The sequence below is a fragment of the Streptomyces toxytricini genome (assembly GCF_014649915.1).
In the GTDB taxonomy this organism is placed as follows: Bacteria; Actinomycetota; Actinomycetes; order Streptomycetales; family Streptomycetaceae; genus Streptomyces; species Streptomyces toxytricini.
In genome coordinates, this window is sequence record NZ_BMTY01000002.1 from 211,833 (window position 1) to 223,440 (window position 11,608).

Consider the following 11,608-nt stretch of genomic DNA (forward strand, 5'->3'; position numbering starts at 1 on the left):
GCCGTGTTTCACGTGAAACATGCGCCCCGCTTCAGCGGGTCGCCCCGGCGACGGCCCAGCGTCCGGAGCGGGTCCGCAGCTGCAGGGTCGCCATGCGGACCAGCATCATCAGCGTCATCGCCCACCACAGGGCCGTCAGGCCGCCGCCCAGGGCCGGTACGAGCAGGGCGGCAGGGGCGAACACCGCCAAGGTGGCCAGCATGGCCCAGGCCAGGTAGCGGCCGTCTCCGGCGCCCATGAGGACGCCGTCGAGGACGAAGACGATCCCGGCGACCGGCTGCGAGGCGGCCACGACGAGCAGGGCCGGCAGCAGGGCCTCCTCCACCGCCGGATCGGTGGTGAAGAGGGGCACGATCAGCGGGCGGGCGGCGGCCAGCAGGAGGCCGAGGACGGTGCCCGAGGCGATGCCCCACTGCACCATGCGGCGGCACACGGCCTTGGCCCCGCCGGTGTCCCCGGCGCCCAGGTACCGGCCGATGATGGCCTGGCCCGCGATGGCGATGGCGTCGAGGGCGAAGGCGAGCAGACTCCACAGGGAGAGCAGGATCTGGTGGGCGGCGACATCGGCGTCGCCGAGGCGCGCGGCCACGAAGGTGGCGATCATCAGGACGGCGCGCAGGGAGAGCGTCCGCACCAGCAGGGGTGCGCCTGCCTGTGCACAGGCCCGGATCCCGGCCGCGTCCGGGCGCAGGGAGGCGCCGTGCCGGCGGGCGCCGCGGACCACCACGGCGAGGTAGGCACCGGCCATGGCGAATTGGGCGAGGACCGTGCCCCACGCGGAGCCCGCGATGCCCAGGCCGGCCCCGTAGACGAGGGCGGCATTCAGGCCGGCGTTGAGGGCGAAGCCGCCGACGGCGACATAGAGCGGGGTCCGGGTGTCCTGCAGGCCCCGGATGACTCCGGTGGCCGCCAGGACCATCAGCATCGCGGGGATTCCGAGGGCGGAGATCCGCAGGTACGTCGTGGCATGTGGGGCGACGGTGTCGGAGGCGCCCAGGAGAGAGACCAGCCAGGGTGCGGTGGGCAGGACCGCGGCGGCGACGGCCGCACCGAGCAGGAGGGCGAGCCAGATGCCGTCCATGCCCTGGCGGATGGCGGCCTTGAGGTCGCCCGCGCCGACGCGTCGCGCGACCGCCGCGGTGGTGGCGTAGGCGAGGAACACGAACACGCTCACGGCGGTGGTGAGGAGGGCGGCGGCGATGCCCAGGCCGGCCAGCTGGGGGGTGCCGAGGTGGCCCACGATGGCGCTGTCGGCCAGCACGAAGAGGGGCTCGGCGACGAGTGCGCCGAAGGCCGGGACGGCGAGGGCGAGGATTTCGCGGTCGTGCCGTCGCGGTGCCGCCTTCCGCGGTTCGAGGGCTTGTGTCATGGGGCTCAATCTAATCTTCCACAGGTAATAGATGCAAGGCGCTAGTACTCCTTACGTGAGGAGGTGTTCGGGTGTGCGCGCCACCTCGTCCGAGGCGATCTGGGGGAAGGTGCCGAGATTTTTCTCCGCGGCGGGCTTTCATTGAGGAACGCGCAGGTCAGCGCGGTGCTTTGGGGTGGCGGGTGATTTTGTCCACAGCGCTGTCCCCCGGTCCGTGCACAGCTTCGGGCGAGTTACCCACAGCATTGGCTCGGTCGTCCACATCTCATCCACACACCCTGTGGATAACAAGATTGGCTGATGCCGCCTCCGGGCCTACCGTTGTGCGTTGCCCGACCCGCCGGGAGCGGATCCGGGTGTCCCGAATGTCAGAGCCGTGCCGTAGAAGACGGGCACGGCGAGGTCCGCGCTGCGGACGGGAGGAGGCGGCCCGGTGAGTATCCCCGAGCCCACGGACGACCCCTGGGCCGACAGCGGTCCCGGCGACCGTCTCCCCACCCGCTCGCGCCGCGGCGGGGACGGCCGCGGCCGCGGGGACGAGCAGCGTGAGTCCGGCCGCGAGGGCGGCGCCTGGGACGGCGGCGGCTTCGAGCGCGTCCCGCCGCAGGACCTCGACGCCGAGCAGTCCGTGCTCGGCGGCATGCTGCTCTCCAAGGACGCCATCGCGGACGTCGTCGAGATCATCAAGGGCCACGACTTCTACCGGCCCTCCCACGAGACGATCTACCAGGCCGTCCTCGACCTGTACGCCAAGGGCGAGCCCGCCGACCCGATCACGGTCGGCGCGGAGCTCACCCGGCGCGGCGAGATCGGCAAGGTCGGCGGCGTCTCCTACCTCCACACGCTGGTCCAGTCGGTCCCGACGGCCGCGAACGCCTCGTACTACGCGGAGATCGTCCACGAGCGCGCCGTCCTGCGCCGCCTGGTCGCGGCCGGTACGAAGATCACGCAGATGGGGTACGCGGCCGACGGCGACGTCGACGAGATCGTCAACAGCGCCCAGGCCGAGATCTACGCCGTCACCGAGCAGCGGACCTCCGAGGACTACCTGCCGCTCGGCGACATCATGGAAGGCGCGCTCGACGAGATCGAGGCCATCGGGTCGCGCAGCGGCCAGATGTCCGGCGTCCCGACCGGTTTCACCGACCTCGACTCCCTCACCAACGGCCTCCACCCCGGCCAGATGATCGTCATCGCCGCCCGTCCCGCCATGGGCAAGTCGACCCTCGCCCTGGACTTCGCGCGCGCCTGCTCCATCAAGAGCAACCTGCCCAGCGTCATCTTCTCCCTGGAAATGGGGCGCAACGAGATCGCGATGCGCCTGCTGTCCGCGGAGGCCCGCGTGGCCCTGCACCACATGCGCTCCGGCACCATGACCGACGACGACTGGACCCGCCTGGCCCGCCGGATGCCCGACGTCTCGGCCGCCCCGCTCTACATCGACGACTCGCCGAACCTGTCCATGATGGAGATCCGGGCGAAGTGCCGCCGCCTCAAGCAGCGCAACGACCTGGCCCTGGTGGTCATCGACTACCTCCAGCTGATGCAGTCCGGCGGCTCCCGCCGGCCCGAGAGCCGCCAGCAGGAAGTCTCGGACATGTCCCGCAACCTCAAGCTCCTCGCGAAGGAGCTGGAGGTGCCCGTGATCGCGCTCTCCCAGCTGAACCGCGGCCCCGAGCAGCGCACCGACAAGAAGCCGATGGTCTCCGACCTGCGTGAGTCCGGCTCCATCGAGCAGGACGCCGACATGGTCATCCTGCTGCACCGCGAGGACGCGTACGAGAAGGAGTCGCCGCGCGCCGGCGAGGCGGACCTGATCGTGGCCAAGCACCGAAACGGCCCGACCGCGACGATCACGGTGGCCTTCCAGGGCCACTATTCGCGGTTCGTGGACATGGCCAACACGTAGCATCCGGGCATGGACGCCCTGCCTGAAGAACTGCACCTGCTTCCCGCCACCCGGCGCGCGCTCCTCCACCGGATCGCCGCCGCCCAGAGCGCGGGCCGGGCGCCCTCGCTGGCCGCCGCGGTCGCCCGCGGCGGCGCCGTCGTCTGGGAGGGTGCGCGCACCTCGGTGGACGGGCACGGGCCCGACGGGAACGTGCAGTACCGGATCGGCTCCATCACCAAGACGTTCACCGCGGTCCTCGTGATGCGGCTGCGCGACGAAGGGCTGCTCTCCCTCGCCGATCCGGTCGATAAGCACCTGCCCGGCACCGGTGCCGGTGAGGTGACGGTCGCCCAACTGCTGTCCCACACCGGCGGACTGGCCGCCGAGACCCCCGGCGAGTGGTGGGAGCGCTCCTCCTCGGCGCTCCGCCCGGAACTCGCGGACGTACTCGGCGAGGAGCCCTTCCGGTTCGCGCCGGGCCGCCGCCACCACTACTCCAACCCGGGCTACACGCTGCTCGGTTCGCTCGTCGAGGCGCTGCGGGGCAGGCCGTGGGAGGAGGTGCTCCGTGCGGAGGTGCTGGAGCCCCTCGGCCTGGACCGCACCACCGTGCAGCCGCAGGCGCCGCATGCGGGCGGCTGGGCCGTCCACCCGTGGGCCGACGTGATGCTTCCCGAACCCGCGGAGGACCTCGGCCTGATGGCCCCGGCGGGCCAACTGTGGTCCACGACCCGGGACCTCGCGCGGTTCGGGCAGTTCCTGATCCACGGCGACGACCGTGTCCTCGGCGCCGCGACGGTCGCGGAGATGGCCGTCGCGGCGTCCCCTCCGGAGCCGGGGCTCGCCGACCACGGGTACGGCCTGGGGCTGCAGCTCGTGCAGAGCGGCGACCGGCGGATCGCCGGCCACAGCGGCTCGCTGCCCGGCTTCGTCGCCGGCCTGTGGGTGAGCGCGGCGGACGACGTGTCGGCGGTCGTGCTGGCCAACTGCACGTCGGGCCTGCCCGCCGCGACCGTCGCGGCGGAATTGCTGCACCTCGTGGCCGAGGCGGAGCCGCCGATCCCCGCCCCGTGGAAGCCGTTCGCGGAGGCGGATCCGGTGGCCCTGGAGGTGTGCGGCCCCTGGTACTGGGGGACTGCCGCGCACGCGGTGCGGCTGCGCTCCGACGGCCACCTGGAGCTCGGCCCGGTGGCGGCGCAGGGCCGTGCCGCCCGGTTCCGCCCGCAGCCCGACGGCAGCTGGCTGGGCCTTTCCGGCTACTACGCGGGCGAGACCCTGCGGGCCGTGCGCCGGGCCGACGGCACCGTGAGCCACCTCGACCTCGGCTCCTTCGTGTTCACCCGGCAGCCCTACGACCCCGAGGCGCCCGTTCCGGGCGGTGTGGACCCGCAGGGCTGGCGCGGCATCGGCTGAGCGGCCGCGGTCAGAGGGCGAGCTTGAAGCCCACGTGTGAGGCGGTGAAGCCGAGCCGCTCGTAGAAGCGGTGGGCGTCCTTTCGCGTCACGTCCGACGTGAGCTGCACCAGCCGGCAGCCTTCCGCCCGGGACTGCTCGACCGCCCACTCGATGAACCGGGTGCCCAGGCCGCTGCCCCGTTCATCGGCGTGGACGCGGACGCCCTCGATGACCGAGCGCATCGCGCCCTTGCGGGAGAGGCCCGGGATGAACGTCAGTTGGAGGGTGCCCACCACGCGGCCGTCGCGGACCGCGACCATCACGTGCTGGTTCGGGTCCGCGGCGAGCTGCCGGTAGGCCGCCCGATAGGGGGTGAGGTCGTCCGGCGACTCGCGCGCGGCACCCAGGGGGTCGTCGGCCAGCATGGCGACGATGGCCGGAAGGTCCTCTTCGGATGCCGGGCGGATGACGGCCTCGGGCAGGTCTGACACGGTGCTTCCTTTCTCAGCAGGCGGCCACGGTGAGCGGGGCCCAGCGGCGGGTCCAGTCTCCGGGAAGGGCGGTGAGGTCGCGGGTCATGACCGCGTTGAAGGCAACGGACTCCAGGCCGCGCCGCCTGAGCCAGGCGATGAACTCTTCGTGGCGTACGTCGACATCCGTGCGCAGGGGGCGGTCGGTCAGGTCCGCGAGTGCGGTCGTCAGTGCCTTCGCGCCCTCCGTGTCCCGGGCGATCAGCGGGCCGATCACATGCGTCTCCATGTTCGGCCACATGGCCGCGTAGCCGATGAGCCGGCCCGCTCCGTCCTCGGCGACGAGCAGGCGGTCCGCGAACGCCGGGAGCCGCGTGATCATGTGCGTGCGGTCGGTTCCGAAGACCTCGGTGTCCAGGTGCACGATCCGCGGGATGTCCTCGCCGGTGGCCGGGCGCACCACTGCCGCGGCCGGATCCGGCCCTGCCGGACCGGGGCGGAAGGAGCCCCTCAGCATCTCGGCCCTCCCCGTCACGGCGAAGCCGAGCTCCTCGTAGAGGGGGCGGCCGTAGGGCGTGGCATGGAGGGTGAGCGGCACGCCCTTCAGGACGTCATCGCACACATGCGTCATCAGCCGGCGGCCGAGGCCGCGGCGGGCGTACCGGTCGGCCACCAGGACCATCCCGATCGCCGACAGTTCCGGTTCATCGGGGGAAGGTCCGTACGAGGTGACGACACAGGCCGCGGCGAGCCCTGCTCCGTCCGGAGCGTCGATGCCGTAACCGGAGCCTGCGGCGAGGAGGAGCCCCCACTTGTGGTCCTCGCGCGGCCACCCGCGGTCTTGGGACAGGTCGGCGCAGCGGCGGAGATCGTCCACGGTCAGCGCCCGGATCGGCAGGTCGGTGAGGTGTGGTGGTGTCACCGGCCCAGACTGGATCATCACGGGAAGGGCGTCCAGGGGAATTCGGCCGAAGTTCGCCGGCGAACCGGCTGATGTTTCACGTGAAACCTGGCGGAGTTTCACGTGAAACCATGCCGGGGTTTCCCGTGGAAGGCGCCGTTTCACGTGAAACCAGCCGCTAGCCTCCCTGCCATGACGCGCCTGCACCTGTTCGACCTCGACGGCACCCTGATGTACGGATCGGCGGCACCGGTCGAGATCTCCCGGCAGCTCGGCCTGGGGTCCGAGATCGCGGAGCTGGAGCGGGCCTTCAGCGCCCGGAAGCTGGACCCGTCGCAGTTCTCCCTCGCGGTGCACGCGCTGTGGGCGGAGTTGACGCCGGCGCATGTCCGCGCGGCCTTCGATGGCTCCCCCTGGCTGTCGGGCATCCGGGAGGTGTGGTCGGAGATCAGGGAGCGCGGCGAGTTCTGCGCCGTGGTCTCGCTGTCGCCGTCGTTCTTCGTGGAGCTGCTGCTGGAGTGGGGTGCGCACGCCGCCCACGGCTCGCTCTTCCCGCAGGTGCCGTTCATCGGCCCGATGGACGTCGCGGGCATCCTGACGCCCAAGGACAAGGTCACGGTGGCAGACCGGCTGTGCGAGCGGTTTGGGCTGGCCCGGACCGAATGCGTGGCGTACGGGGATTCGGCTACGGACGAGGTGCTCTTCGCAGCCGTGCCGGTGTCGGTGGCGGTCAACGCCCGCCCCTTCCTCGCCGAGCGGGCGACGCACGTCTACGAGGGCCGGGACCTCCGGGAGGCCTACCAGCTCGTCGCCGAGGCACGCCCGGGAGTCGCAGCATCTTAGGAGGAAAGAGCGTCGGGAACGCGGACTTTCCCCAATCCCCCGCGGGTTTTTTCGATCGGCTGGCAGGCTGTGGGACCCGGAACCACGGATCGAAGGCCGTGGCGTGCTTGTCGACCGAGATGCTCGAAGCGAGGCACCGCATGGACGCTCCGCCCACCAGACCGGCCAGACCCGCGGCCCGGATACCGTCCGGGAGCTGCCGGGCCGAACCGTCCCCGGACGCGGTGCTCATCCGCCGGACCCTGGAGGAGATCGCCCCCGTCGCAGACCGGGTGACGTCCTACTTCTACGCCCTGGTCTTCACCCGGCACCCGGAATTGCGGGACATGTTCCCCGCCGCGATGGACACCCAGCGCGACCGCCTCCTCAAGGCGCTGCTGACCGCCGCCGAGCACATCGACGACCCCGGCGCGCTCACCCCGTACCTGCGGCGCCTGGGCACGGGCCACCGCAAGTACGGCACGCAGCCCGCGCACTACCCGGTGGTCGGCGAGGCGCTGATCGGCGCGCTGGCCCGTTACGCGACCGCCACCTGGGGAGCCGGGGCGGAAGCGGCGTGGGTGCGCGCGTACACCGCCATCTCCCAGACGATGATCGACGCGGCTGCCGAGGACGAGCGGACGTCCCCGGCCTGGTGGCACGCGGAGGTCGTCTCCCACGAGCTGCGCACCCAGGACATCGCGGTGCTGACGGTCCGCCCCGACCAGCCGTACCCCTTCGTGGCGGGCCAGTACACGAGCCTGGAGACCCCGTGGTGGCCCCGCGTGTGGCGCCACTACTCCTTCGCCTCCGCGCCGCGCGCCGACGGGCTTCTCTCCTTCCACGTGAAGGCCGTGCCCGCGGGCTGGGTCTCCAATGCCCTGGTGCGCCACGCCCGGCCCGGTGACGTGCTCCGGCTCGGTCCCCCGGCCGGGTCCATGGTGGTCGACCACAGCACCGACAACGGCATGCTCTGCCTGGGCGGCGGCACGGGGATCGCCCCGATCAAGGCACTGATCGAGGACGTGGCGGAACACGGCGAGCGCCGGCCGGTGGAGGTCTTCTTCGGGGCGCGCAGCGACGGGGACCTCTACGACAAGGACACCCTGCTGGGCCTCCAGCGCTCGCACCCCTGGCTGTCGGTGCGCCCGGTGGTCGGCGAGGGGCTGGCCGGGCAGCTCCCCCAGGCCGTGGGCGAGCACGGCCCGTGGAGTTCGTACGACGCGTTCGTCTCGGGGCCGCCGGCGATGATCCGCAGCGGGGTGGACGAGCTGCGGCGGATCGGCATCCCGCAGGACCGTATCCGCTACGACGCGGTCGGTGAGCTGGTGGGCGCGGCCGGCTGACGCCCGAGGCTCCTGGAACCGGCCGGCCGCTGCGGGCTCAGCCCAGATCGGGCGCGTGCATGGCCCGGACCCCCTCGATGTTGCCGTCGAGGTAGTGGCGCAGGGACAGCGGGACGAGGTGGACTGCGGCGATGCCGACCCGGCTGAACGGCACGCGGACGATCTCGTACTCGCCCTCGGGCTGGTCGACCTCGGGGCCGTGCCGCTGGCCAGGGTCCATGGAGGCCAGGCGGCAGACGAAGAAGTGCTGCACCTTCACCCCGGTGACCCCGCCCTCGGCGATGTGCTCGACGGTGTCGACGAAGCAGGGCACCACATCGGTGATCTTGGCTCCGAGCTCCTCGTGGACCTCGCGGTGGAGGGCGTCGACGACGGTGGCGTCGGTGGGCTCCACACCGCCGCCGGGGGTGAGCCAGTAGGGGTCGACGCCGGGTTTGGTGCGCTTGATGAGGATCAGGTCGTCACCGTCGAGCAGGATCGCGCGGGCGGTGCGTTTGACCACGGGACGTTCGGTCATGGGGAAAGAGTGGCCCGGGACTCCGGTTCTGAAACGCGCCGTCGGCCGGAATGCGCCGGTTCACCAGTGCGCCGCCGCACCCACCAGCAGCTCGTGGGCGCGGGACAGGTGGGAGAGTGCGAGGCTTCCCGTGCGGACGACGAGGAACCAGGTGCGCAGCGGGGGGACGGGCGGCTCGGGCAGGGCGACGACCTCCCCGCGGTCGAGGGCCTCCCGGCACAGGTAGCGCGGCAGCACGGCGAGCCCGGCGCCCGCCCGTACGCACTCCAGCACGGCCCGCAGATCGGGTACGACGACGGTCGCGGCGTCGGGCCGGGTCTCGGGCCGGCTCTCGAAGACTGCCGCCCAGTACCGCGTGGCCAGCGGCATGCTCTCGTGCACCTCGACCAGCGGGATGCCGTCGAGGGTGGCCGGCCCTGCCTCGCGCAGCCGGTCGGCGTCGACGAGTGCCGCCCAGTACGGGGCGGCGACCAGCAGGTGCTCCTCGTCGCAGAGGGCGGTGGCGGTGAAGAGCCCGCCGCGCGGCCGGACGGTGGTGGTGACGAGGTCGTGGTGGCCGGCGGCGAGGCCGTCGAGGGCTTCTTCGGCGTCGGTCCGCAGGGCGGTGCGCAGGGTGTGGCCCTGGCCGACGAGCGGGGCGAGCGCGGGCAGGACCCGCAGGGAGAGGAACTCGGGCGGACCGGCGAGGTGCAGCGTCCGCTGGGCGCCGGCCGCCTCCCGCTCGGCTTCGGTGATCCGCAGCAGGGCGTCGAGGTGCGGGGCGGCCTTGTGGGCGAGCTCGTCGCCGACGGCGGTCGGGGTGACCCCGCGGGAGCGTCGGTGGAACAGGGGTCGTCCCAACTGGCGTTCGAGGGTCCGGATCTGCGAGGTGACGGCGGGCTGCGACAGCCCGAGCAGGGCTGCGGCCCGGGTGAACGAGCCCGCCCGGTGCACGGCTACGAAGGTGCGCAGCAGGGCCAGGTCCATGGCGGCCCCTCTCGGTGGGCCTTCCACTATAAATATGCCGATAGGCCCCTGTCGCTACGGTGATTGGACTCTGACGCACGGTCAACTAGCCTTGAGCGCACGGTTCCTGCGCGGAACCCGGGGTCGGTCCGAGCCAGGAGGGGGGAGGCTCGGACCGCCTTCCGCGCCTGCTCAAGGCCCGTCCGCGGCCGCGTCGTCGAGGGCCCGCAGCACGTCCGCGACCAGGTCGTCCTCGTCCTCGATGCCGGCGGAGAAGCGGATGAAGCCCTCCGGGACGGCGTCACCGCCCCATCTGCGCCGCCGTTCCGCGGTGGACCGGACGCCGCCGAAACTCGTCGCGTCCTCGACCAGGTGCAGCGCGGCCATGAACCGCTCGGCGTGGGCCCGGTCGGGCAGGGTGAAGGAGACGACGGAGCCGAAGCCCTGCATCTGGCGGGCCGCCGTGGCGTGCGAGGGGTCGCCGGGCAGTCCCGGGTGGCGGAGCCCGGTGACCTCGGCTCGTCCGGCCAGGGCTTCGGCGACGGCCAGGGCGTTGGACCACTGGCGGCGGGTGCGCAGCTGCAGGGTGGCCAGCGAGCGGTGGGCGAGCCAGGCCTCCATGGGGCCCGGAATGGCGCCGATGATCTTGCGCCAGCGCCGGATGGCCGCCGCGAGTTCAGGGCTGCGGCAGACGACGTAGCCGAGCAGGAGGTCGCCGTGGCCGGTCAGCCCCTTGGTGCCGCTTGCCACGGAGAAGTCGGCGCCCAGCTCCAGCGGCCGCTGTCCGAGCGGGGTGGCGAGGGTGTTGTCGACGGCCACCAGGGTGCCGCCCGCCCGTGCCGCCTCGGCCAGGCGCCGTACGTCGCAGACGTCCAGCCCGGGATTGGAGGGCGTCTCGATCCACAGCAGCCGGGCACCGTCGAGGACGGCGAGCTGGGCATCCCCGCCGGTGGGGGCGGTGCGGACGCTGACCCCGTACGCCGCGAGCTGCTCGCGCACCAGGGGCAGCGCCTGGTAGCCGTCGTCGGGCAGGACGACGGTGTCGCCGGCCCGGGCCTGGGAGAGGAGAACGGCGGAGACGGCGGCCATGCCGGAGGCGAAGACCACGGTCTGCGCGCCGTCCGTACCGGGGGCCTCCAGCTCGCCGATGGCCTGCTCCAGCAGGGTCCAGGTGGGGTTGGTGTCCCGTCCGTAGGTGTACGGGCCCTCGACGTCGCCGGGCAGGTGGAAGTGGGCGGCGAAGACCGGGCCGGGCAGCGGCGGCTCGTTCTTCACCGGGTCCGGGAGGCCGGCCCGCACGGCGCGGGTGCCCTCCCCCGCCGGGGCGGGTGCGGGAGCCCGGCCATCGGTGCGGTCGTTCCCGTTCATGCGGTGTGCTCCTTCACGGTGGGCCGGCTCTGCGGCCGGTCAGTCCTTGTCGGGCAGGGCCAGGTTCACGGCCCAGGACACGACGGAGATGATCAGGCCGCCGAGCAGGGCGCTCCAGAAGCCCTCGACGTGGAAGCTGAGGTCGAGCTGCTCGGCCAGCCAGGACGTCAGGAGCAGCATGAGGGCGTTCACGACGAGGGTGAACAGGCCCAGGGTCAGGACGAAGAGCGGCAGTGACAGCAACTTCACGACCGGCTTGACGATGAGGTTGACCAGGCCGAAGACCAGGGCGACCAGCACCAGGGTCAGCGTCCTGTGCCCCAGGGAGCTCGAGTGGTCGTCCAGCGTGATGCCGGCGACCAGCCAGATGGCCACGGCGAGGGCGGCGGCGTTCGCCAGCGTCTTGACTACGAAATTCGTCATGTGTCTGATCGTGGCAGAGAAGATCCCGGTGGGACATCGGCGGATCCGCTGATGCCGGGACGCGAGAACACGAGGGGCACAACGACGATGAAGGCCTTCCGGCTGGACGAGCTCGAGGCGGAACGCCTCGCGAACGACGGCGCCTACCTGCAGTTCCTGCGC

Annotated in this window: 10 protein-coding genes and 2 pseudogenes; 5 read left to right on the forward strand and 7 right to left on the reverse strand. The window is 72.2% G+C overall.

All coding sequences use genetic code 11. From position 1 onward, the window contains the following. Nucleotides 1-31 precede the first annotated feature (31 nt). A complete protein-coding gene (locus IE170_RS03155; RefSeq protein WP_189807766.1) occupies nucleotides 32-1,369 on the reverse strand; it encodes an MATE family efflux transporter in 1,338 nt (445 codons plus the stop codon). Between the two features lie 433 nt (nucleotides 1,370-1,802). Between IE170_RS03155 and dnaB the strand changes: the two genes are divergently transcribed. Then, nucleotides 1,803-3,278 (forward strand): replicative DNA helicase, encoded by a 1,476-nt coding sequence (dnaB, locus tag IE170_RS03160; protein ID WP_189807767.1) that lies wholly within the window; start codon nucleotides 1,803-1,805, stop codon nucleotides 3,276-3,278. Between the two features lie 9 nt (nucleotides 3,279-3,287). Beyond that, nucleotides 3,288-4,673: a serine hydrolase domain-containing protein gene (locus IE170_RS03165; RefSeq protein ID WP_189807768.1), complete on the forward strand. Its 1,386-nt coding sequence runs from the start codon at nucleotides 3,288-3,290 to the stop codon at nucleotides 4,671-4,673. A gap of 10 nt (nucleotides 4,674-4,683) precedes the next feature. On the opposite strand, the gene IE170_RS03170 is transcribed toward IE170_RS03165, so the two are convergent. Together IE170_RS03170 and IE170_RS03175 are read right to left on the reverse strand one after the other, a co-directional pair. Then, nucleotides 4,684-5,136, reverse strand: coding sequence for a GNAT family N-acetyltransferase (locus IE170_RS03170; protein WP_223855561.1), 453 nt, complete (start codon nucleotides 5,134-5,136; stop codon nucleotides 4,684-4,686). A gap of 22 nt (nucleotides 5,137-5,158) precedes the next feature. Next, the gene (locus IE170_RS03175) at nucleotides 5,159-6,064 is read right to left on the reverse strand and encodes a GNAT family N-acetyltransferase (protein WP_373298943.1); all 906 of its coding nucleotides are present in this window, start codon (nucleotides 6,062-6,064) and stop codon (nucleotides 5,159-5,161) included. 153 nt (nucleotides 6,065-6,217) lie between these two features. On the opposite strand from IE170_RS03175, the gene IE170_RS03180 reads away from it, so the two are divergent. Together IE170_RS03180 and IE170_RS03185 are read left to right on the forward strand one after the other, a co-directional pair. Next, nucleotides 6,218-6,868, forward strand: coding sequence for an HAD family hydrolase (locus IE170_RS03180; RefSeq protein ID WP_189807771.1), 651 nt, complete (start codon nucleotides 6,218-6,220; stop codon nucleotides 6,866-6,868). A gap of 164 nt (nucleotides 6,869-7,032) precedes the next feature. Continuing rightward, nucleotides 7,033-8,193, forward strand: a pseudogene (locus IE170_RS03185) (globin domain-containing protein); the annotation flags it as partial. Between the two features lie 37 nt (nucleotides 8,194-8,230). Here IE170_RS03185 and IE170_RS03190 read toward each other — a convergent pair. From IE170_RS03190 to IE170_RS03205, 4 genes are all read right to left on the reverse strand, one after another. After that, nucleotides 8,231-8,710 (reverse strand): NUDIX domain-containing protein, encoded by a 480-nt coding sequence (locus IE170_RS03190; protein WP_114058319.1) that lies wholly within the window; start codon nucleotides 8,708-8,710, stop codon nucleotides 8,231-8,233. 60 nt (nucleotides 8,711-8,770) lie between these two features. Next, on the reverse strand, nucleotides 8,771-9,676 hold the full coding sequence (locus tag IE170_RS03195) for a LysR family transcriptional regulator (protein ID WP_189807772.1): 906 nt from the start codon (nucleotides 9,674-9,676) through the stop codon (nucleotides 8,771-8,773). A gap of 171 nt (nucleotides 9,677-9,847) precedes the next feature. Further along, on the reverse strand, nucleotides 9,848-11,023 hold the full coding sequence (locus IE170_RS03200) for a cystathionine gamma-lyase (RefSeq protein WP_189807773.1): 1,176 nt from the start codon (nucleotides 11,021-11,023) through the stop codon (nucleotides 9,848-9,850). A 39-nt stretch (nucleotides 11,024-11,062) separates the two neighbouring features. After that, nucleotides 11,063-11,446 carry a phage holin family protein gene (locus IE170_RS03205; protein WP_189807774.1) on the reverse strand — a complete coding sequence of 128 codons (384 nt, stop codon included), beginning with the start codon at nucleotides 11,444-11,446 and terminating at the stop codon, nucleotides 11,063-11,065. 87 nt (nucleotides 11,447-11,533) lie between these two features. Between IE170_RS03205 and IE170_RS32405 the strand changes: the two are divergent. Continuing rightward, nucleotides 11,534-11,608, forward strand: a pseudogene (locus IE170_RS32405) (cupin domain-containing protein); the annotation flags it as partial.

Coding starts and splice junctions, on each gene's coding strand:
- IE170_RS03165 (WP_189807768.1), top strand. CDS start 3,288: ATGGACGCCCTGCCTGAAGAACTGCACCTGCTTCCCGCCACCCGGCGC.
- IE170_RS03190 (WP_114058319.1), bottom strand. CDS start 8,710: ATGACCGAACGTCCCGTGGTCAAACGCACCGCCCGCGCGATCCTGCTC.
- IE170_RS03175 (WP_373298943.1), bottom strand. CDS start 6,064: ATGATCCAGTCTGGGCCGGTGACACCACCACACCTCACCGACCTGCCG.
- IE170_RS03200 (WP_189807773.1), bottom strand. CDS start 11,023: ATGAACGGGAACGACCGCACCGATGGCCGGGCTCCCGCACCCGCCCCG.
- IE170_RS03205 (WP_189807774.1), bottom strand. CDS start 11,446: ATGACGAATTTCGTAGTCAAGACGCTGGCGAACGCCGCCGCCCTCGCC.
- IE170_RS03155 (WP_189807766.1), bottom strand. CDS start 1,369: ATGACACAAGCCCTCGAACCGCGGAAGGCGGCACCGCGACGGCACGAC.
- IE170_RS03195 (WP_189807772.1), bottom strand. CDS start 9,676: ATGGACCTGGCCCTGCTGCGCACCTTCGTAGCCGTGCACCGGGCGGGC.
- IE170_RS03180 (WP_189807771.1), top strand. CDS start 6,218: ATGACGCGCCTGCACCTGTTCGACCTCGACGGCACCCTGATGTACGGA.